19 protein-coding genes and 1 pseudogene are annotated in these 21,489 nt (G+C 57.0%); 6 read left to right on the forward strand and 14 right to left on the reverse strand.

What is annotated here, in order from left to right; all coding sequences use genetic code 11:
* Positions 1–12 precede the first annotated feature (12 nt).
* The 9 genes from uvrC to V6N04_RS02895 all read right to left on the reverse strand — a co-directional run bounded on the left by uvrC (position 13) and on the right by V6N04_RS02895 (position 10,486).
* The gene (gene uvrC / locus V6N04_RS02855) at positions 13–1,896 is read right to left on the reverse strand and encodes an excinuclease ABC subunit UvrC (protein ID WP_371168599.1); all 1,884 of its coding nucleotides are present in this window, start codon (positions 1,894–1,896) and stop codon (positions 13–15) included.
* A gap of 322 nt (positions 1,897–2,218) precedes the next feature.
* Positions 2,219–3,007: an SDR family oxidoreductase gene (locus V6N04_RS02860; protein WP_371168600.1), complete on the reverse strand. Its 789-nt coding sequence runs from the start codon at positions 3,005–3,007 to the stop codon at positions 2,219–2,221.
* Positions 3,008–3,979 (reverse strand): calcium/sodium antiporter, encoded by a 972-nt coding sequence (locus V6N04_RS02865; RefSeq protein ID WP_371168601.1) that lies wholly within the window; start codon positions 3,977–3,979, stop codon positions 3,008–3,010.
* 168 nt (positions 3,980–4,147) lie between these two features.
* Positions 4,148–4,945 (reverse strand): S49 family peptidase, encoded by a 798-nt coding sequence (locus tag V6N04_RS02870; protein ID WP_371168634.1) that lies wholly within the window; start codon positions 4,943–4,945, stop codon positions 4,148–4,150.
* A 79-nt stretch (positions 4,946–5,024) separates the two neighbouring features.
* Positions 5,025–5,786, reverse strand: coding sequence for an ABC transporter permease (locus V6N04_RS02875; protein WP_371168602.1), 762 nt, complete (start codon positions 5,784–5,786; stop codon positions 5,025–5,027).
* Positions 5,783–6,709: an ABC transporter ATP-binding protein gene (locus tag V6N04_RS02880; RefSeq protein WP_371168603.1), complete on the reverse strand. Its 927-nt coding sequence runs from the start codon at positions 6,707–6,709 to the stop codon at positions 5,783–5,785. Before V6N04_RS02880 ends, V6N04_RS02875 begins: the two co-directional genes overlap by 4 nt.
* 65 nt (positions 6,710–6,774) lie before the next feature.
* Positions 6,775–7,233: a methylated-DNA--[protein]-cysteine S-methyltransferase gene (locus V6N04_RS02885; protein WP_371168635.1), complete on the reverse strand. Its 459-nt coding sequence runs from the start codon at positions 7,231–7,233 to the stop codon at positions 6,775–6,777.
* A gap of 173 nt (positions 7,234–7,406) precedes the next feature.
* Positions 7,407–10,310, reverse strand: a complete 2,904-nt coding sequence (ileS, locus tag V6N04_RS02890; protein WP_371168604.1) for an isoleucine--tRNA ligase — start codon at positions 10,308–10,310, stop codon at positions 7,407–7,409.
* A 14-nt stretch (positions 10,311–10,324) separates the two neighbouring features.
* Positions 10,325–10,486, reverse strand: coding sequence for a hypothetical protein (locus tag V6N04_RS02895; protein WP_371168605.1), 162 nt, complete (start codon positions 10,484–10,486; stop codon positions 10,325–10,327).
* 95 nt (positions 10,487–10,581) lie between these two features.
* Between V6N04_RS02895 and V6N04_RS02900 the strand changes: the two genes are divergently transcribed.
* Positions 10,582–11,799 carry an FAD-dependent oxidoreductase gene (locus V6N04_RS02900; RefSeq protein ID WP_371168606.1) on the forward strand — a complete coding sequence of 406 codons (1,218 nt, stop codon included), beginning with the start codon at positions 10,582–10,584 and terminating at the stop codon, positions 11,797–11,799.
* Here V6N04_RS02900 and V6N04_RS02905 read toward each other — a convergent pair.
* The 3 genes from V6N04_RS02905 to V6N04_RS02915 all read right to left on the reverse strand — a co-directional run bounded on the left by V6N04_RS02905 (position 11,747) and on the right by V6N04_RS02915 (position 14,604).
* Positions 11,747–12,760: a YcjF family protein gene (locus tag V6N04_RS02905; RefSeq protein ID WP_371168607.1), complete on the reverse strand. Its 1,014-nt coding sequence runs from the start codon at positions 12,758–12,760 to the stop codon at positions 11,747–11,749. The genes V6N04_RS02900 and V6N04_RS02905 overlap by 53 nt on opposite strands.
* A 111-nt stretch (positions 12,761–12,871) precedes the next feature.
* On the reverse strand, positions 12,872–13,192 hold the full coding sequence (locus V6N04_RS02910; RefSeq protein ID WP_371168608.1) for a GNAT family N-acetyltransferase: 321 nt from the start codon (positions 13,190–13,192) through the stop codon (positions 12,872–12,874).
* A complete protein-coding gene (locus V6N04_RS02915; protein WP_371168609.1) occupies positions 13,189–14,604 on the reverse strand; it encodes a YcjX family GTP-binding protein in 1,416 nt (471 codons plus the stop codon). The genes V6N04_RS02910 and V6N04_RS02915 overlap by 4 nt, the downstream gene beginning before the upstream one ends.
* A 205-nt stretch (positions 14,605–14,809) precedes the next feature.
* Between V6N04_RS02915 and truA the strand changes: the two genes are divergently transcribed.
* The 3 genes from truA (at position 14,810) to V6N04_RS02930 (ending at position 17,291) form a co-directional block, all read left to right on the forward strand.
* Positions 14,810–15,577, forward strand: coding sequence for a tRNA pseudouridine(38-40) synthase TruA (truA, locus tag V6N04_RS02920; protein ID WP_371168636.1), 768 nt, complete (start codon positions 14,810–14,812; stop codon positions 15,575–15,577).
* Positions 15,578–15,642: 65 nt separating this feature from the next.
* On the forward strand, positions 15,643–16,293 hold the full coding sequence (locus tag V6N04_RS02925; RefSeq protein WP_371168610.1) for a site-2 protease family protein: 651 nt from the start codon (positions 15,643–15,645) through the stop codon (positions 16,291–16,293).
* An 83-nt stretch (positions 16,294–16,376) separates the two neighbouring features.
* Positions 16,377–17,291, forward strand: a complete 915-nt coding sequence (locus V6N04_RS02930; protein ID WP_371168611.1) for a DUF533 domain-containing protein — start codon at positions 16,377–16,379, stop codon at positions 17,289–17,291.
* 78 nt (positions 17,292–17,369) lie between these two features.
* Here V6N04_RS02930 and V6N04_RS02935 read toward each other — a convergent pair whose 3' ends face one another.
* Positions 17,370–18,683 (reverse strand): pyridoxal phosphate-dependent decarboxylase family protein, encoded by a 1,314-nt coding sequence (locus V6N04_RS02935; RefSeq protein ID WP_371168637.1) that lies wholly within the window; start codon positions 18,681–18,683, stop codon positions 17,370–17,372.
* A gap of 270 nt (positions 18,684–18,953) precedes the next feature.
* Between V6N04_RS02935 and parE the strand changes: the two genes are divergently transcribed.
* Both parE and V6N04_RS02945 read left to right on the forward strand, forming a co-directional pair.
* Positions 18,954–20,912, forward strand: coding sequence for a DNA topoisomerase IV subunit B (gene parE / locus V6N04_RS02940; protein WP_371168612.1), 1,959 nt, complete (start codon positions 18,954–18,956; stop codon positions 20,910–20,912).
* 27 nt (positions 20,913–20,939) lie between these two features.
* Positions 20,940–21,371 carry a hypothetical protein gene (locus tag V6N04_RS02945; protein ID WP_371168613.1) on the forward strand — a complete coding sequence of 144 codons (432 nt, stop codon included), beginning with the start codon at positions 20,940–20,942 and terminating at the stop codon, positions 21,369–21,371.
* A gap of 4 nt (positions 21,372–21,375) precedes the next feature.
* Here the strand turns inward: V6N04_RS02945 and V6N04_RS19000 are convergent.
* A pseudogene (locus tag V6N04_RS19000) lies at positions 21,376–21,489 on the reverse strand (IS200/IS605 family transposase); the annotation flags it as partial.

Consider the following 21,489-nt stretch of genomic DNA (forward strand, 5'->3'; position numbering starts at 1 on the left):
CTCCTTACCGCGTCAGCCCTTGTCATGGAAGAAGCCATAGATGGTTTCCGCAAGAGTTTCCGAAATTCCATCCACAGCCTTAAGGTCATCCAGCCCAGCCCGGCTAACCGCCTTGGCCGATCCAAAATGCTGCAAAAGGGCACGTTTTCGGGTGGCCCCCACGCCAGGGACCTCGTCCAGGGGGGTGGCCCCTTGCGCCTTGGCGCGCTTCGCGCGATGGGTGCCGATGGCAAATCTGTGCGCTTCATCGCGCAGACGTTGGATGAAATATAGAACTGGGTCATTTCGTTTTAACGCAAAGGGCCGCTTGTTCCGTCGATAAAATTCTTCTTTTCCGTGATCGCGGTCCACCCCCTTGGCCACGCCGACCATAGGAATATCGGTGACGCCCCACTCCTCCATAATCTCATGGACCGCACTGACCTGCCCTGCACCGCCGTCAATCAGCAACAGATTGGGCCAATGTTCGCCTTCGCGATTGGGGTCTTCTTTCAACAGTCGTTTGAAACGGCGGGTCAGAACCTCTTTCATCATGCCGAAATCGTCACCGGGTGTCAGGTCTTCACCCTTGATGTTGAACTTGCGGTATTGGCTTTTCAGATAACCCTCGGCACCAGCCACGATCATCGCACCAACGGCATGAGCACCCTGAATATGCGAGTTATCGTAGACTTCGATCCTTGCGGGCGGACCATCTAAGTCAAATGTTTCGGCGATACCTTCAAGCAATCGGGCCTGCGTCGCGCTTTCGGACATCTTCCGGGCGAGGCTTTCACGGGCGTTGCGCTGTGCATTCGCGATAAGTTCGGACTTCTCACCCCGAAGCGGGACCGAAATTTCGACCCGTCGCCCCAAGCGCTCGGTTAAGGCATCGGCCATCAAGTCCTGTTCATCAAGCGGGTCCGATAACAAGATCAACCGTGGCGGCTCTTTCTGATCATAAAACTGCCCGACAAAAGCTTGCAACACCTCGCCCGATCCGGCGCCCGCACCGGTGCGGGGGTAAAAATCCCGGTTGCCCCAGTTTTGGTTGGCACGAATGAAGAAGACCTGCACGCAGGCCTGCCCGCCATCCATGTGGAGCGCGATAACGTCGGCCTCGGACACTCCGCGCGGATTAACACCCTGTGCCTGCTGAACCTGCGTTAACGCTCGGATGCGGTCACGCAATACGGCAGCCTTCTCGAACTCCATCGCCTCGGACGCGGCTTGCATATCAGCGGCAAGCCCTTCCTGCATCTTGGTGGTGCGCCCGGACAAAAAATCCTCGGCATCCTTCACCAGCGTCGCGTAACCTTCGGCATCAATCTTACCCACGCATGGGCCAGAGCAGCGCTTAATCTGGTACTGAAGACAAGGGCGCGAGCGGGCGTCGAACGTGGCATCCGTGCAGTTTCGTAGCAAAAACACCTTCTGCAATTGGTTAAGCGTCCTATTCACCGCATCCGCACTGGCAAACGGGCCATAGTATGACCCTTTTTCCTTGCGCGCGCCGCGATGTTTTTTGATCTGCGGAAAATCATGCCCGGTCACAAGGATGTTCGGAAAGCTCTTGTCGTCGCGCAGCAGCACGTTGAAATGGGGCTTCAACTGCTTGATCAGGTTTTGCTCAAGCAACAGCGCTTCGGTCTCGGTCTGCGTGGTCAGAAACATCATCGAAGCCGTTTGGCTGATCATCCGCGCAATCCGCGCGGTGTGGCCCGTCGGCTTGGCGTAATTTGACACCCGCTTTTTCAAACTGCGCGCCTTGCCCACATACAAAACCCGCCCTTTGGCATCGAGCATGCGGTAAACACCCGGAGAATTATCCAGCGTTTTCAGATATGACTGAATGACCTCGTGCCCGGTTGGTACCGGCGCATCAGCGTTCAAATTTTGCGTGTCGTCACCGCTCATTCAGTCTGCGCCCCGATTCTCTGTTGGTCTGCAATCTTAGCCTGCTTCATACAAGAGAAAACATGCTCACAATTTCTGTGGATAACTCTGAGGATAGCTTTTGCCCATTGGGAAAAATCCTTTGTTTTTCGCCAGCTTCGGCTATGTGCCTGTTTTTTAGGCACATATTTAACCCCTTGAAAATAAACAAAAGAATTATCACAGCTTTGTAAATTTATGAAATCATTGCAAAAAATATCAACGGTCGGGGTTTGAAACTTCACAGGTGCACAACTTTCTTACCGAATTCGAACCAAACTTACGCGGCGGCAAGCAATTCGGCCTACTCGACCCCTTGGATATCCGGCGTTCTCCAGCCCAGATGCTGGCCACCATCAACCGCAATCATCTGGCCTGTCACAGCAGGCGAATTCAGAAAAAAGCCAAGTGCGGTGGTGATGTCTTCAACGTTCGGGCCGCGCTCCAAAAGTGACCCGGTGCGTTGGCCGTCGAAGTGTGATTGAGACTGGCGCGCGCCGATCAACGTGGTGCCCGGCGCAATTCCGTTGACGCGCACATGCGGTGCAAGTGCTTGGGCTGCGGTCTGTGTCAGCGTCCACAGCGCATTCTTTGCAAGGCTATAAGTCATGAACTCTGGCGTATGCTTCTTCACCCTCTGATCCAGCATATTGACCACCAGCCCCTGCGAAAGCCGTTCGCCATTCTCGTCTGCTACCGCATTGGGCATCTGCTTCGCGATGGCCTGCATCAAAAAAAATGGCGCGCGCAGGTTGGTAGACATATGCCGATCCCAGCTTGTCTGGGTCGCGGAGAGTATTGTGTCGTAATCGAAAATGGACGCGTTGTTCACCAGAACAGTCAGCGGACCACCAAAGGCGTCAGTGGCACGGGGGACGAGCGCCTCGACCTGCTGCATATCAAGCAAATCGGCCTGCAAGGTCACAGCCTGCTGACCCATGCCGCGTATCTCTTCAACCGTCTGCTCTGCGCCCTCAGCCGAAGTCGCGTAGTGGATGGCAACGTCATAGCCCGCACGCGCAAGGTAAAGGGCCATCGCGCGACCCAGCCGCGCCCCTGCCCCAGTGATCAATGCGCGCGGTTTCACCGTCATTCAGGACGCCCCCAAAACGGTGAGGACATAGATGACATAGAGCAACGTCAGGACGATCCCCCAAGCGCGGCCCATATTCCATTTCAGGAAAACAAAGGGCGCAAGCAGAAGCGAGGCACCTAACATCACCCACAGATCAAACTGCAAAATACCCGGAACAACCGGGATCGGTCCGACCAGCGAGGCGACCCCAATGATAGCCAAGAGGTTGAACATATTCGACCCGATGACATTACCTAGTGCGACTTCGGCCTGATTGCGCAATGCAGCCATCACAGTGGTCGCGAGCTCTGGCAAAGACGTACCAAGCGCCACCAGCGTCAAACCGATGACGGTCTCCGAGACCCCGAAATGCCGCGCAATATTGGTTGAGGCATCAACAAGCAGCTCCGCACCCAAAGGTAGGCCGATAAGTCCCAACACGAGGAACATTACCACCTTCCACCATGGCATATTGGGGTCTGCACCCTCGACCTCTTCCTCGTCCTCGCAACAGGCCACGGCTGGTGCGCCGTTTGCTGTGCGCCGATGTGATAGGGCAGCGCGGAACGCAGAACCAAGCATCAGTCCAAGTGCTGCCAGTAAAACCAGCCCCTGAACCCATGTGATCACCCCACCCATACACAATACGATGAACAGGACCGTAGCGCCCATCATCTGAAGATAACTTTTCTTTGTGTCGCAGGTACCGGTCGACAACCCTGACACCAAAGCCGGCACACCCAGCACCAGCAGGATATTGGCTGTATTGGACCCCACGACGTTACCCATGGCCAGCCCCGGAACACCTTCGGCAATCGCCTGAATCGAGATCAGAAGTTCGGGCGCAGACGTCCCGAACGCAACAATGGTCAACGAGACGATCAAGGCCGGCACACCTAGCCTTAGCGACAGGTTAACGGCACCACGCACGAGGCTGTCGCCGGCGAGCAGAAGGATTACCAGCCCCAGAGCGGCAAATAACAGGTCCAAACCCTAGCCCTTCCCTTTACAGTCGCACGGGGATTTCCCCAGCCGATACCGCCCACATCCCGGGCACTTCATAGCTTCGATACGTTGCTGGCCCGGATAGCGCAATTTGCCAAACATTGCCAACACACCCATTGCGACAAGAAACAGAGCAACGATCTTAATGATCATCTACAGACCAAAACGCGCGTATTCTGCGCGCTCCTCGATAGCGGCCAGCGCATCTGCACCAAGCTTCAACCCAAATCGGCTGAGCATCGAGCGGCGTGGACCATGCACCCGAAACCGTACCTTGTCCCCGTATTTCTCTTTCATTGTCGGGACAACGTGGCCGATCCCATCGGCCAGTCCCTTCTCGATTGCCGACCGACCCAACCAGATATCTCCGTTGAACAGGTCTTCGCCTTCGGGCAACTTGCCGTCACGGCGCGACATCACTTGCTGTTTAAATGCCGCATGAATCTCGTTCTGCAACCCCTTCAGGCGCTTGATATCCGCCGGCTTCTCTGGCTGAAACGGATCCAACATCGACTTGGATTTACCTGCCGTGTAAACGCGCCGCTCAACTCCCAGCTTCTCTATCAATCCAGTCAGACCAAACCCCGCCGATATCACTCCGATTGATCCCAGGATCGAGCTTTCGTCCGCGTAGATCTCATCACCGGTAGTGGCCAACCAATAGCCACCGGAAGCTGCCACATCTTCCACGAAAGCGTAAACCGGTACCTCTTTTTCGACCGCCAAGCGACGAATGCGTGCGGCTATCAGGCTGGATTGAACAGGGCTACCGCCCGGAGAGTTGATCACCAAGGCCACCGCGGACGGCTTGCCTTTTCGAAAGGCCCGCTCGATCACTGGCGCCAACGCCGCGTCATTCAGCTGCCCGCGCGCGCCCGAGGCGATCACGCCTGTCAGTCGGATCACCGCCACCAAGGGCGGTTTTTTCAAAAATGGGATATATTTGGTCATGGCTGTCATGTAGACCGCCCCTCCGGTGCAAACAAGGGTGAGGCGATCACGGTTATTCCCATGTTGCAAAAGCTCATCGTTAACTGCGCAGACGATAGCCGGTGCGGAAAATCCACCAGATCGTCGCAAGACACGCGCTCATAAAGAATGCGATGGCCAAAACGGACCACCACAATGACACATCAGCCACGCCAAAGAACGCCCAGCGGAACCCCGAAATCAGATAAACGACAGGGTTGAACAGCGTTATGGTCTGCCACACAGGTGGAAGCATCGAGATCGAATAGAACGATCCCCCCAGAAATACCAAGGGTGTGATCACCAAAAGCGGCACCAGCTGAAGCTGTTCAAAGTTCTGAGCCCAAATGCCGATGATAAAGCCAAGCAGAGCGAAACTGATACAGGTCAAGACCAGAAAGCTCATCATCCAAACCGGATGTTCGATGGTCAAGTCGACAAAGAAATGCGCCGTCGCCAAGATAATTAAACCGATCATGAACGCTTTGGTCGCCGCCGCCCCAACATATCCGATCACAATCTCGAAAAACGAGATCGGCGCGGACAAAAGCTCGTAAACCGTTCCGATGAACTTGGGAAAATATATCCCGAAGGAGGCGTTGGTCGTGCTTTGCGTCAGCACCGTCAGCATAATCAGACCGGGCACAATAAACGCACCATAGCTTACGCCCTCGACCTGATCGATCCGCGATCCAATGGCCGCCCCAAAGACGATAAAATAGAGCGAGGTGGACAGCACTGGCGAGACAATCGACTGCGCCAGAGTACGAAACGTCCGGGCCATCTCAAATCGGTATATGGCCGCGATAGCATTCCAGTTCATGCCGCATCCTCCTTCACGAGATCGACAAAAATATCTTCAAGCGAGCTTTGCCGCGTCGATAAATCCTGCATTTGAAGCCCGGCATCACGCAAGGCCGCCAATAACCCGGTGATCCCAGTGCTGCCCCCTTGCGCATCGTAGGAATAGACCAGATCTCCGTCATTGGTGATCGACAACGGATAGGTCGAAAGCGCACCCGGAATCGTATCAAGTGGCGCTTCCAGCTCAATGATAAGTTCTTTTTGTCCCAAACGCTTGATCAGGGCATCCTTATCCTCAATCAACAGGATTTCACCCTTTGAGATCACGCCAATACGATCTGCCATCGCTTCGGCTTCTTCGATGTAATGCGTGGTCAGAATGATTGTCACACCGGTCTCTTTCAGACGCGCAACGACCTCCCACATGTCTTTGCGCAATTCAACATCCACACCAGCGGTTGGTTCGTCCAGAAACAGTATCTTCGGATCATGGCACAGCGCTTTTGCAATCAGAACGCGCCGCTTCATCCCGCCAGACAAGGTCATGATCCGCGCGTCCTTCTTGTCATGAAGGCTAAGCAGCTTCAGGATTTCCTCGATCCGCGCATCATCGCGTGGCTTACCAAACAACCCGCGTGAAAACCGCACGGTATTCATAACCGTCTCGAACGGCTCAAGATTGATCTCTTGCGGGACCAAACCAATCATGTCGCGGGCGGCGCGGTAATCATGAACGTGATCATGCCCGCCGACCGTAATCGCGCCCGAACTCGCAGTTGCGATCCCGCATATAATTGAAATTAATGTTGTTTTTCCCGCACCGTTTGGGCCCAACAAGGCAAGAATCTCACCCTCTTCGATGTCCAAATCGATACCCTTCAGCGCTTCGTGACCACCCTCGTAGGTTTTGGTCACGCCACTGACGTTCAGAATTGCTGCCATTATGTCCCCCGGTTTCGCCACGACATTGCCCTGTATTTAAGGCAATGACCAGCAGGCCGAATATGTCAAATAAGCAGCCCTGCCGCCCCTTCAAGACGCAGAAGCTGAACTTTTGTCTCAACCCCGCCGGAACCTGAAAAACCCACCAGCTTGCCTCCCGCTCCCATCACACGATGGCAGGGGATAATGATCGGGATGGGATTGCCACCGCAGGCATTACCAACAGCCTGCGCCGAGTTGCCCGTCATCTTGGCGATGTCGCCATAAGTCAGGGTCTCGCCATAGGGGATCGCGGACATGGCATCGCACACGGCGCGTTGAAAATCAGAGCCGTGCACGCGGGTCGGCAGGTCGAACCTTGTCAGACGTCCTTCGAAATAGGCGCCCAACTGTGCCTGTGCCTCTGCCAACACTGGGGTCAAGTTCCCCTGTGGTGTCGCATGCCAGATCAACCGAGTAATCGATCCACCCTCGTCCACCACGCCCAGACGCCCAACTGGGCTATCGACTACAGCAATATCCATTTGCCCAGAATGCGCCACCACGCCCGGACCCACAATCCGATTCATGACAAAAGGGACCGCAAAAGCGGCCCCTCTTTTTTCTTGTCTCAAATATCCCGGGGTAGAGTGCAGCCGAAGGCTTCGCTCGAAGGGGCCGCGCCCCTTAGGCTCGCAAAGCGAGCCACCGGGAGCCGTCAGCCCAGCGCCTCATCGCAGCGTGCGCACGTGCCTGTATGATCATGGCTACCCACATCCGGCAGGATTTTCCAGCAACGCTGACATTTCTCGCCGGACGCCTTCTCAAACACGACGCCCACGCCCTCGACCTCTGGCACACGGAACGCTTCGGCTGGCAAGGGGTCACCCGAAAGCACGATCTGCGACGTGATCGAGACATCGGCGAAGTTCACCGACTTCAAAGACGCCAGAACATCCCCGTCCCGCACATGCACAACAGGCGCGGCCTCCAAAGAGGCCCCGATCACCTTGTCGCGACGCTGGACTTCCAGTGCGGCAGTGACCACCCGGCGCACCTGACGGATGCCCGCCCATTTCGCGGCCAGTGGTTCGTCCAACCAATCAGCCGGCGTGTCTGGGAAGTCGGCCAAATGGACTGAGCTTTCTTCACCGGGGAAGCGTTCCAGCCAGACATCTTCCATTGTGAAGACCAGAACCGGCGCAAGCCATGTTGTCAATCGGTGGAACAGGATGTCCAAAACGGTACGTGCGGCACGACGGTTCAGGCTGTCTGCCGCGTCGCAGTACAGCGCGTCCTTGCGGATGTCGAAATAGAAGCTCGACAGGTCCACCGTCGCGAAGTTGAACACGGCCGAGAACACACCTTGGAAGTCGAACTTGCGATAGCCGTCGCGGACCACGTGATCCAATTCAGCCAGACGATGCAGCACCCAGCGTTCAAGCTCCGGCATGTCAGCCACGTCCACACGCTCGGCTTCGTCAAACTCATGCAGGTTGCCCAGCATAAAGCGCATGGTATTGCGCAGACGACGATAACTGTCCGCCACACCTTTCAGGATTTCTGGCCCGATCCGCTGATCTGCTGTATAATCCGTCTGAGCCACCCAGAGGCGTAGAATGTCTGCACCGTATTGTTTCACCACGGTCTCTGGCACGATGGTATTGCCCAAGGATTTGGACATCTTCATGCCCTTCTCATCCAGCGTAAAGCCGTGGGTCACCACGTTCTTGTAAGGCGCGCGGCCCGTGGTGCCACAGGCCTGCAACAGCGACGAGTGGAACCAACCGCGGTGCTGGTCAGTGCCTTCCATATAGACATCCGCAATGCCGTCCGGCGTGCCGTCTTCACGGTCGCGCAAAACGAACGAATGGGTAGAGCCACTGTCGAACCAAACGTCCAGAACGTCGAAAACCTGCTCCCATTCATCGGGGTTATGGTCACGACCAAGGAACCGCTCTTTCGCGCCCTCAGCATACCACGCGTCTGCGCCTTCCGCCTCGAACGCTTCAGCGATGCGCGCGTTCACGGCGGGGTCGCGCAGAAGGAAGCCGTCGTCGGTCGGCAGCAGGCCCTTTTTCACGAAGCAGGTCAGAGGTACGCCCCACGCACGCTGACGCGACAGAACCCAATCCGGGCGCGCTTCAATCATCGAATAAAGCCGGTTGCGACCGGTCTGCGGCCACCATTTCACCAGTTGGTCGATCGAGTTCAGGGCACGTTCGCGGATGGTCTTGCCCATCTCGTCTTGCCCATCGCCAACCTCGCGATCCACGGATGCAAACCATTGCGGCGTGTTGCGGAACACGATGGGCGCTTTTGACCGCCATGAGTGCGGATAAGAGTGCGTCACACGGCCACGCGCGATGATGCCATCGGCCTCGACTAGCTTGGCGATCACGGCGTTATTCGCTTTGCCTTCTTTGCCCTTGCGGTCGAACACTTGCAGCCCTGCGAAGAACGGCACATGTGGCAGGAACTCCGATTCCTCGCCGACATTGTGGGTCATGCGGTCGATCCAGTTGCGGGCCACGAAAGCTTCGTAGTCGTCGGCACCGTGGGAAGGCGCGGTGTGGACAAAACCCGTCCCAGCGTCGTCGGTCACGTGATCGCCGTCGATCATCGGCACGTCGTAGTCCCAGAAGCCATCTGCGCCATCAAAGCCGTTGAACGGGTGCTTACAGATCAGCCCGGTCAGCTCGTCCGCTGCCACATCCCGCAGGCGGGTGAATTCGGTCACGCGGGATTTGCCCAGCGCGTCCTCGGCCAGTGCGTCGGCGAAGATGTAGGTCTGACCCGCAGCGGTCCAGCTTTCTTCCTCGGTCGCGTCAACACGGTAAAGACCGTATGCAATCTTGTTGTTATACGCGACCGCCTTGTTCGACGGGATCGTCCAAGGGGTGGTGGTCCAGATCACAACGCGCGCTTCGGCCAGATCGCCTTCGGCATTGGCGAACGAGAACGGCACCCAGATGGTGTGCGACTTGTGGTCGTGATACTCGATCTCGGCCTCGGCCAGCGCGGTCTTCTCAACCGGCGACCACATCACGGGCTTGGAGCCTTGATACAGCGTGCCGTTCATCAGGAACTTCATGAATTCTTCGGCGATCACGCGTTCGGCGTGGAAATCCATCGTCAGATAAGGCTTGTCCCACTTACCAGTGATGCCCAGACGTTTGAACTCATCACGCTGGATGTCGATCCAACCCTCGGCGAACTTGCGGCATTCCTGACGGAAATCGACCACGTCGACCTCGTCCTTGTCGCGTCCCTTCTTGCGATACTGTTCCTCGATCTTCCATTCGATGGGCAGACCGTGACAATCCCACCCCGGCACGTAGCGTGCGTCATGGCCCATCATCTGGTGCGAGCGCACGATCATATCCTTGATCGTCTTGTTCAGCGCGTGACCGATATGCAGGTGCCCATTCGCATAAGGAGGGCCATCGTGCAGGATAAACGGTTCGCGACCTTTCGCGTTTTCGCGCAGGCGGTCATAGACGCCGATCTTCTCCCACCGGGCCAGCCATTCAGGCTCGCGCTTGGGAAGACCCGCGCGCATCGGGAAATCGGTGACAGGAAGCGTCAGAGTATCTTTGTATTCAGGGGTGTCGGCACACATGTGTCCGGTCCTTTTCAGGAAATGTCGTCAGAAATCGGAAGGGTCAGCGCGGGTTGTCCATACGCTTTGTCCCGGCGGCTCAGTTGGGTCAGAGCGCCGGGCATATAATTCGAATAATGATGGCCTGTGCGTGCATCATGGAGGGCGTTATAGGCCGCTTGGTATCCGTCGTCCATAGCAAGACAACCGCACACCAACACACTTTGCCGCAGTTGACATCGCGCGGCCTCCGGACCACGGTCCGATCCAGTAGTTGTTGGGTTAGGTCTGCATGACGCGTTCAGCCAATATTGGAATTGCCGGAGCAGGTATTGGTGGCCTCGCATTGGCCATTCTGTTGCATGATCGAGGTCACAAACCAGAGATTTTTGAGCGGTTTGAACACCCCAAACCTGTCGGATCAGGTCTGGTCATTCAACCTGTCGGCCAAAGCATTCTGGCCCGACTTGGATGTCTTGATGAAGTCATTCGCCACGGGAACAAAGTAATCAGGATGCTTGGATCCGAGGCGTCCTCTGGTCGGCGCGTTCTTGATGTTCACTACGGCGAGGCTCTGGAACATGGGCGGTTCGGGCTTTCAATCCAGCGTGCCAGTATATTCGACGCCCTGTTCAACGCGGCACTGGATCGCGGCATCCCAATTCACACGTCTTGTGATATTTCCGGCCATGACGGCAAAGCTTTTCTGTTCGAGGACAGCAAGCGCACGAAAGACTTCGATCTTCTCGTCGACGCAAGCGGAGCGCGGTCTCGGTTGTCACCCTTAAAGAGCAAGCAGCTTTCCTATGGAGCGTTGTGGGCAAAACTTAACTGGGTCGAAGACGCCGGTTTTGACAGAACGCTCCTGAACCAGCGCTATAACGGCGCAAGAAACATGATTGGTGTCATGAACACCGGGATGATGCGAACCGGCGAAACAGAATCTGCCGCCTTTTTCTGGTCTTTACCGTCTGACAGCTATCAAGACTGGCGCAGTGCTGGCTTGTCCCGTTGGCGTGACGAGGCTGTGCGATTGTGGCCCGAAACCGAGCCATTCGTGCAGCAGGTCACGGACCCGGATCAGTTCACAATGGCTCGCTACACACACGGCACCTTACGGCGACCATATGAAGATGGAATTGCGTTCATTGGCGACGCCGCCCACCGCGCAAGTCCGCAGCTGGGCCAAGGGGCGAACATGGCGTTGCTTGACGCCGCGGCTTTGGCGGACGCTTTGGATCGACACGCACCAGCGCAAGCCACTGTGGCTTATGCTCGCGCACGTCGTGTTCATGTCGCCATCTACCAGGCAATGAGCTGGGTTTTCACGCCGATGTATCAATCCAACAGTCGTGTTCTACCTGTCCTGCGCAACAACCTACTTTTCCCGTTGTCACTTATCCCACCTGCCCCGCGTGTTTTGACGTCACTCGTCTGTGGAACGATGACGAACCCGATCAGGTATTTGCCCCAAACAACCCCGTCAACGCGCGTTTCACAATCCCGGTAACGCTGGGGCGTTTGCCCTTGCCAAACGGCAGCGGGCGGCAGACTTCGAGCGCCGCGACGCCGACACGAGCGGTGAGGGCTCCGTTTACGACGCCTTCGCCAAACCGGCGCGAAAGCTTGGACAGCACACCGCCGCCAGCAAGAGACCCGATCATGTCGTCCCCGATGGCGACCGCGCCTGTGGCGACCAGATGTGCCATGACTGCGCGGGTCAGACGCCAACTGCCGAAGGCCCCGGACCTACCGCCATAGATCTCGGCCACGCGACGGATCATTCGGATATTGGCGGTCAACGCCGTTGCAACATCGGCAAGGGCCAAAGGCACGATGGCTGTGACCGTTGCGACCTGACGTGCCGCGGCCTCAACTTCTTTCAATGCCGCCGCATCCAGAGGGGTCATCAACTCAGCCTCGGCAACCGCGAACAAAGTGTCGGCATCGAACGCATCGCCCTCACGCTCTGATATGCGCTCTAGCGCCCAGCGCATATCGTCGCGCCCGCGGTAGAGCCGCTTAAGCTTGTCCACGACCGCGCGTGCTTCGCCCAAATCACCATGGGCCAACGCGGCTTCAGAGGCGCGGTGGAGGTCATCAACCCGACGAAGACGTGCAAAAGCCGCCCATTCTTTCAATGCGATAATGAGCAGCACAATAATGAATGCCGACACGAGACCCAGCGCCACATATCCAAGGATCGGTTGAGTTGCGATCAGGCCGGTGATGAAGCTGTGGGCAGCGACCGACAGCACGAACCCGGTGATCGCGAGCAGCAGCGACCAGAACCAACGCGCCAGCCGCGAAGGTTTGCGACCCGCAAAGCTGATTGCAGTTTGCATCGCGCCACCAGTGGCATCTCGTAGGTCAACTTCCGGCACAGGCGGCGCATCCGCGGGCGTTACGGAAGACACCTCGTCCAGTTCGATCAACACTGGGCCTTTAGCCGATTTCGATGTGTCAGCCATTATTCAGCGCTCCAAACGTATCGGATATCGGGCAGTTTCTCGTCATTACCGGCCCCGTCGGTCCGAAAATCTTCTGTGAACCCTTCACGCTCGTAGAACCGGCGGGCGCCCTCATTCGCTTGAAAGGTATAAAGTCCAAGGTCCGCGCGAGCGGCCTTTGCCGTCAAGAAGCGCCTTGCCAATCCCCTTCCCGCGCGCCACTGGAGCCAGATACAGCGCGTGAATTTCGGCCTCGTCTCGGGACAGAAAACCCAATACTCGCTCGTTTTCACATGCAACGCTGGTCCACCCGCGATCAACAAGTGTCTGCGCAAAACCCTTCTCAGAACCGCGCGTATGAACGCGTGGCATCCATGGCGTTGCGGCGATCCAGCCCGACAATATATTGGCGATCGCTGGTGCATGCAGGCGCGCGGCATTGGCGATGATCACAACCTGTCTCCGATCAAGAACTCGACGGCTTTATCAAGCCTGATGTGGGGTGGACCTTCGCCCGACTTCAGCGAAACCGCCGCGGGCGCAAAGCGCATGATCTGGTAATCCGCGTCCAGCCATTTCTCGGCCCCATCGCGGGCCGGGACAAGAAGACGGGTCGGGTCTTCGGGCAAATCGCCGGGGTAAAAGGCGGCGGTCTTTCCGCCATCCAGCAGCTGCCCACGGACACAGTCCAATTCTTCCCCATCATGCTCCACCGTTTCCTCAACTGTGGTGCGCAGCGCAGCGATGGACATTGCAGCAGTTTTCGCCCCCGCGAAATCAGCACGGTCGCGCGCGTCGCGCAACAGCGCCTCGGTGATCGCCGTCAGGCGCGGATGTTGACTGTGGTGAAGGTGATCGGCCTTGGTTGCCGCAAACAGGATGCGTTCAACACGGCGGCCCAGAAAAAGCGAACTGAGGAACGCATTTGCACCCGGACGAAAGGCCGTCAGGATGTCGGCCATCGCACGGCGTAAATCCTCGAGCGCTGCGGGACCGGCATGGATCGCGCCCAACACGTCGACCAACACGATCTGACGATCAATTTTGGAGAAGTGGTCGCGGAAGAATGGTTTAACTACGCGGGACTTGTAGGCCTCAAAACGACGTTCCATCTCGCGCCACAGGCTTTTGCGCGGCGTGGTGTCAGGGCGGGCAATGGGTGCGAAGGTCAGGGCGGGGCTGCCCTCCATATCGCCGGGCAACAAGAAGCGGCCGGGGGTACAATCGCTATAACCATCCTCGCGTGCGGTGCGCAAATAGCTTGAGAATGCTTGGGCCAGCTCTTTGGCCTGAACCTCGTCCAATGGGACGGCCCCGTCTACCTGTTCAAGTCTACCGAGATATGCTTGTGCCTGAGAGCGGCCCTTGATCCGCTCCAACACCTGCGCCGCCCAATCGGCGTAGCTTAGATCCAACAGCGACAGGTCCAAAAGCCATTCACCCGGATAATCCACGATGTCGAGATGCACCGTACGCGGTCCACGCAGACCGCCCAGCAGGCCAGAGGGCTGTACCCGGAACGAAAGCCGCAGTTCAGATGTGGTGCGGGTCGAGGCAGGCCAGTGAGGTGTCGGGCCAGTCATCGCGGCCAAATGGGTTTCGAAATCGAACCGGGGAACCGTGTCGTCGGGCTGCGGCTGTAGGAAAGCGGTCTGAATTCGTCCGTCCGCCGCAGCGACCAAACCCGGCATACGGCCTCGGTTCATCAGGTTGGCGACAAGCGATGTTATGAACACCGTCTTGCCCGCACGCGAAAGGCCGGTAACACCGATACGGATCACGGGTTCGAACAAAGCCTCGCTGGTGGCATCGCCGATCGCCTCGATCTGGCGGGTAATACTATCTGCGATGTCGCCTAGGCCCACGGGCGTCTCCTTCACTGCTCGTAGGAAAGATATGGTGTGGGGGTCGGTTTCACCAGAGGGGAGGTTGGTCTAATCTCTCCCCCTAGGCTCAGGGGCGTTGCCCCTGCGGGTGATCCTACGGATCGCCCTACCCCAGGATACTTTAAGAAAGAAAATGAGGAGACGAGTGCTTGTCGGTCTTTGGCGGGCGCGGTATGCGGTATCCATGCCGAGATTTGCGCTGAAAATAGAATATCATGGGGCTGGCTTTGTCGGATGGCAGCGCCAGAAAGAGCATCCGTCGATACAAGGCGCAGTCGAAGCAGCCTTGGCAAAGTTGGAACCCGGGGAACATAAGATCGCCGCGGCCGGGCGCACCGATGCGGGCGTACATGGTTTGGCGCAGGTTGCGCATTGCGATTTGGTGCGCGAGTGGTCTCCGTTCCGTTTGTCAGAGGCGTTGAACTATCATCTAAGGGCGGAGCGCGTCGCGATTGTCGACTGCGCGCAGGTTGGTGACGATTTCCACGCACGTTTTTCTGCAACCGAGCGTCGATATCTGTTCCGGTTGATTGTCCGTCGAGCGCCATTGACCCATGAACGCGGCCTCGCGTGGCACGTAAAGCGCACGTTGGATGGGGAAGCGATGCAGGCAGGCGCGGATCGGCTGATTGGGCAGCATGACTTCACGACGTTCCGATCCTCCATCTGTCAGGCGGAGAGCCCAGTAAAGACGCTGGACGAGGTTCGAGTCGAGGAAGTCCCAATGCCACAGGGCACCGAATACCGCTTTCACGTTCGCGCCCGGTCGTTCTTGCACAATCAGGTTCGCAGCATAGTCGGTACAATGGAGCAAGTCGGCGCAGGGACATGGTCCCCCGACGACGTATCAGCGGCACTTGCCGCGCGCGACAGACAGGCTTGCGGTCCCGTATCACCCCCTGAGGGGCTTTATCTGGCGGGCGTTACCTATCCCGTCGACCCATTCACCTGACGTTTCACGCTGGACGCCCGTTCAGCGAACGGGCAACATGTACCGAGGCAAGGAATACGTAACGAATGCTATCAGATCAGGTATTATTTGAGCATCGCGGCCCCTTTGGCATCATTGTTCAGTTCCGCCAATCGCTGTTGTTGCTGGTTGGGTTGCTGTTGTTTCTTGGCTTTAATCCTTCAAATCCTATTGGTTCTTTGGTGTTTCCTGCTGTTCTGATCAGCTCGATCTATTTGCACGAGATCGGGCACGCCTGGGCTTGTAAAGTACAGCGCATCCCGATCCGTGAGGTCGTGGTATATGGCGGAGGTGGTTACGTGTTGCCGGGCCGATCACTGTCGCGCCGGGAGGACGAATTTGTCACCGCGATGGGGCCGATTGTAAACTTGGGTCTTTGGGCGATCTCGTCGCTGATATTGTTGTATTTTCCTACGGGTCAGATCGGCTATGCCCTTTATATCATCGCGCAGGTCAACATCTTTCTGGCGATCTTCAACCTGTTCCCGATGATGCCGCTTGACGGTGGGCGCCTGTTCCACCTGTTTCTGGCGCGGTTTTTGAAGCCAAAACTGGCGACACGTATCGCGGGCGGCGTGGGGCTAATCTGCTGCGGGCTTTGGCTCATAATTTTGATACTGCGTTTCACAACAGGGGGCATGTTGCTGTTGTTCATCCCTCAGTTCGGCCTCCATTGGCGCATGTTGCGACAGGCATAGGTGACAACCTCAGAATGCTTTTCCCCTTAAGATGTGACTGAGCACACGCTACGCTCGTCGGATTATAACTGGGAGGTACGGATATGAGTCTTGTTGGAACATTGGCGAAGATTGCAATTGGAGCAGCCTTGGCGAAGGGCGTGTCAAGCATGTCGAAAGGGGCCGCGCAACAGCGCCCAGCGACAGAGCCCGGCACTGGTAGCATCTTTGGAAGCGAACATTCGCCCGGTGGCGGATTAGGTGATCTGTTAGGCGGGCTTACCGGCGGACAACAGCCCACAAGTCAAAGCCAGTCCGGTGGGCTTGGCGGCCTTCTGGGCGGTATCCTACAAGGTAAAGGCGGATCAACGCAGTCCGGTGGTGGCGGTGGGCTGTCCGATATTCTAGGCGGCCTTGGTCAAGGCACGCAGGGGTCCTCTTCTGCTCAAGGTGGTGGTGATCTTGTGGACATGCTGGGTAAAATGCTTGGCGGCGGTCAAGCAGGTGGCGCAGCACAAGGTGGACTGGGTGGCCTTTTGGAAAGCTTGGCTGGCGGTGGAGCACCGGGCGCACAGGCCCAGCGCCCTTCGACCGATTCTTTGGGCGGCATGCTGAACGACGCATTCCAGAACGGAGGCGTCACCCATGTTCAGCCGACACAGGCACAAGAGGATCAGGCCGCCCTGTTGATGCGGGCGATCGTACAAGCCGCCAAATGCGACGGTCGCGTCGACGCCAAAGAGAAAGAGGCTCTTATGGAGCACATGGGCGATATGAGCCGCGATGAAATTCAGTTCGTGAACGAGGAATTCCAACGCCCTGTCGACGTCAAAGGTCTGGCCCGTGACGTCCCTCGGGGAATGGAGAATCAGGTCTACGCGATGTCTCTGGTCGGTCTCGACCTCGACAGCCAGGCCGAGGCGAAGTATCTGCACGCGCTTGGCCAAGAACTGGGCATTGATCCGAAAACTGCCAATGCCATCCACCAGCAAATGGGTGAGCCGCCGCTTTACGGCTAAAGGCTCAGCAACCAATGAACACAATATGAGGCATCGGGTAATCCCGGTGCCTTTTTCATTTACAATCTGGCCGTCGGATCAAGAATGCGCGAGGGCATACACCTCTTCCACCGCAGCATAGATATGACGATCCCGAGTGCGATGATTGACCAGCGCGGCCCTAAGGCAGGTCACGCCGTTCACAATCGTCGTGGAAAACACCGTCCCGCTTTCCAATTGAAGTTTGATTGCAATTTCACTGTTCTGCTTGGACTGCTCATCAACAGATAGGGCTGGGTTCGCGGTGAAGACACATACATTTGAGACCACCGGCGCCATCAACGACATGCCTCGCGCCGTGGCCAGTTCACCCATCAATGCAGCCTGTGCGCAATTACGGGTGATCGCGGTAGAGAACGCGCGCGCGCCGAACATCTCTAGCGCGCACCATACTTTCAGCGCACGATTGCCGCGCGAAAGGTCGATGCCGTAATCACAAAACCAACGGTCGCCGCCTGACAGCCCGGTATCAGAACCCTCAAGATAGGGAGGGCGAACGGCGAAAGCCGCGCGTTGATCGGCTTCACGCGCGATCAACGCCAACCCGCAATCATATCCAACATACATCCATTTGTGGAAATCCAGCGCGATACTGTCCGCGCGGCCAATGCCATCGCTCAGCCCACGCCAAGGGTCATCCGCAAGCCGTGTCCACGCGCCAAATGCTCCATCGACGTGAAGCCAAAGGCTTTGTTCAGATGCGATATCAGCAAGTGCATTAAGATCATCGAAACTACCAATATCGACCGAACCGGCGGTGCCAACAATGGCAAGAGGTGTGAAGCCCTCACTGCGATCCAGTTCAATCTGACTTTGCAACGCATCGATGCTCATGGCGCCATTTTCCGTCGAGATCAGGCGCACAGCATTGTGCCCAAGCCCCAACAACTCCGCCGCTTTGCGTGTGGCGTTGTGCACGCCGTTTCCAGCGTAGATCGTAAGTTTCGCTTCGTTCCCATCAGCACGAAGGTGGGGCAACGCGCGCACTTTTGCAGCTTGAAGCGAGATTACTGTTGCCTGCGAGGTCCCTGTGACAAGAACGCCGCTTGCCTGTGGCCCCATGCCCATTTTCTGGCGTGTCCAATCAACGACCGCCCGTTCCATTGCATTTGCACCGTGATTGCGACCGCCCACGTTGGAATTCATGACCGCACCCGCAAGCCCGGCCATGATGTCAGTCGGCAGGCCACTTCCAACAACCCACCCCCAAAACTTTGGGTGGGTATTGCCGCTGTGATATGGGATCACATCCGTTGCCAGCCTCGAGACAAGATCACCACCCTGACCGATGGCATAGGTTTCTTCCAAATCCGCCGGTGGTGATTTCCAAGGGTGGCTTTCGGCGTCCTTCATTCGATCCACGCAAAGTGTCCAGCAAAGCGTGCATCTGTCCGCGAAAATCTTCCCAATCCGGCGGGTTAAGCTGACCATCCGGGTCCACTTCGGTCGGCGTCGAGCCGTCGAATTTCAGATGCTCGGTCATAATAATTCCTTCAAAATATCTTCGTCAAAAATGTGGTTCTAAATCGATCAATCAAATAACGCGCGCTCTTTCCCAAAATGGGGCGCTCTGTCATAATACACGAAATAATGACGCAGAGCAGCATGCAGGGCAAAAAATTTATGAGCAACGACCTTTTGGCCGATCAAGGTCCCGATACCTATGATGCTTCCTCGATCGAGGTGCTGGAAGGGCTGGAGCCTGTGCGCCAGCGTCCGGGGATGTATATCGGCGGAACGGACGAGCGTGCGTTGCACCATATGGTCGCGGAAATCCTCGACAATTCGATGGACGAGGCCGTCGCTGGCCACGCCAACCGGATCGAGGTGACGCTGAACGACGACTACTCGGTTTCGATCACCGACAACGGACGTGGCATTCCCATCGACCCGCATCCGAAGTTTCCCGACAAATCCGCGCTTGAGGTGATTCTGTGCACGCTTCACGCAGGCGGCAAGTTTTCGGGCAAAGCCTATCAGACGTCGGGCGGTCTGCATGGGGTTGGATCGTCGGTTGTGAATGCCTTGTCGGACTCGATGGTTGTGCGCGTCGCCAAGAACAAAGAAATGTTCGAACAACGCTTTTCACGCGGCATCCCCCTTGGTCCCGTCGAAAAGGTGGGTGCGGCACCGAACAAGCGCGGCACCGAAGTGACATTCCACGCCGACGAGGAAATCTTCGGCCACCATCGGTTCAAGCCCAAGCGGCTGTTCACGTTGGTGCGGTCGAAAGCCTATCTGTACTCGGGCGTTGAAATCCGCTGGAAATCGCAGATCGACGACGGCGAGACCCCGACCGAAGCGACATTCCACTTCCCCGGCGGCTTGGCGGACTATCTGAAGGAAACGCTGGGCAGCGCATCGGTCTATGCCGACCAGCCCTTTGCCGGGAAAGTCGAGTTTCGCGAACGTTTCAATGAACCCGGCTACGTCGAATGGGCCATCAACTGGACGCCCTCGCGCGATGGCGACCTGCAATCCTATTGTAACACCGTTCCCACGCCCGAGGGCGGCACGCACGTCACCGGATTCTGGGCTGCGATGCTGAAAGGCATCAAGGCGTATGGCGAGCTGGTGGGCAACAAGAAGGCCTCCAACATCACACGCGATGACCTGATGACGGGGGGCTGCGCGCTGGTGTCCTGCTTCATCGCTGATCCGTCTTTTGTGGGGCAAACCAAGGACCGCCTGTCGACCGAAAGCGCCAGCAAGATGGTCGAGCAATCTGTGCGCGACCACTTTGACAACTGGCTGGCGGCGGACACGAAATCCGCCGGTGCGATCCTTGATTTCCTTGTCCTGCGCGCCGAAGAACGCCTGCGCCGCAAGCAGGAAAAAGAGACGCAGCGCAAGACCGCCACCAAGAAACTGCGTCTGCCCGGCAAGCTGGTCGACTGTTCAGCCACCAACCGCGAAGGCACCGAGCTGTTTATCGTCGAGGGCGACTCGGCTGGTGGATCGGCCAAAATGGCGCGCAATCGTAAGACACAGGCGCTGCTGCCCCTGCGCGGGAAAATCCTGAACGTGCTGGGCGCCGCGGGGTCCAAGATCGGCACCAATGCGGAAATCAACGACCTGACCCAAGCGCTGGGCGTTGGGCTAGGCACGCGGTTCAACGTCGATGACCTGCGCTATGACAAAATCATCATCATGACCGACGCGGATGTGGACGGCGCGCATATCGCAGCACTGCTGATGACGTTCTTCTTTACCCAAATGCGCCCGATGATCGACACCGGCCACCTGTATCTGGCCTGCCCACCGCTGTTTCGCCTGACCCAAGGCGCTAAACGCGTCTATTGCCTGGACGAGGCCGAGCGTGACGCGTGGATGGAGAAGGGTCTGGGCGGTAAAGGCAAGATCGACGTCAGCCGCTTTAAAGGTCTGGGCGAGATGGACGCGAAAGACCTGAAAGACACCACCATGAACCCCGCCACGCGCAAACTGATCCGTGTCACGATTGACGAGGACGAACCCGGCGAAACCGCCGCTTTGGTCGATCAGTTGATGGGGAAGAAACCCGAGCTTCGTTTCCAGTATATTCAGGAGAACGCGAAGTTTGTGGAGGAGTTGGATGTTTGATGCAAATCGTTTGTAATCGTTAGAACTATGTTAGCCATCCTGCTTGAACACGATAACCTCAGATCAGCACGGCGGGCCGTTTTGATATCTTCTTTCGCGACTTTAGTGCTTCCTCAGGTAGTCGTGAGTGGCGATGGCTTGAAAATTCTTGGACTAACAATCCAAATGTCGCAAGCGGACCTATTTCGAAGCTCTTGGTTAGTAACCGTTTATTTCTTCGTTATTTTTTTGGGCTTTGTTTCAGCACGCATTATTAACTCGACAAAAGATCGCCTGCTTAGCCGGTACAACCGAATTCTCGATAACTCGCTGGCTGCGGCCAAAGAAATTGACGAAGTAATCGGGATGCATCCCGATCATGAAGATGAATACAATGAGGATTTCGATGGTTGGTGGAAAGAACATTTCAATCTAAAGCAAACTGTCAAAAGTAAAGAAGAAAAAACTGTTCTGTACTGAACGACTACCGGCTGGCGCCGGTAGGATCGGCGATGTGCTTTTCCAAGTACTGAAGTACGATGTCCTCTGTGATGGCGCCGTTGGTGGTCGAGAAATACCCACGGCCCCAAAATCGCCT

This window comes from Aliiroseovarius conchicola, assembly GCF_041403445.1.
Taxonomy (GTDB): domain Bacteria; phylum Pseudomonadota; class Alphaproteobacteria; order Rhodobacterales; family Rhodobacteraceae; genus Aliiroseovarius; species Aliiroseovarius conchicola.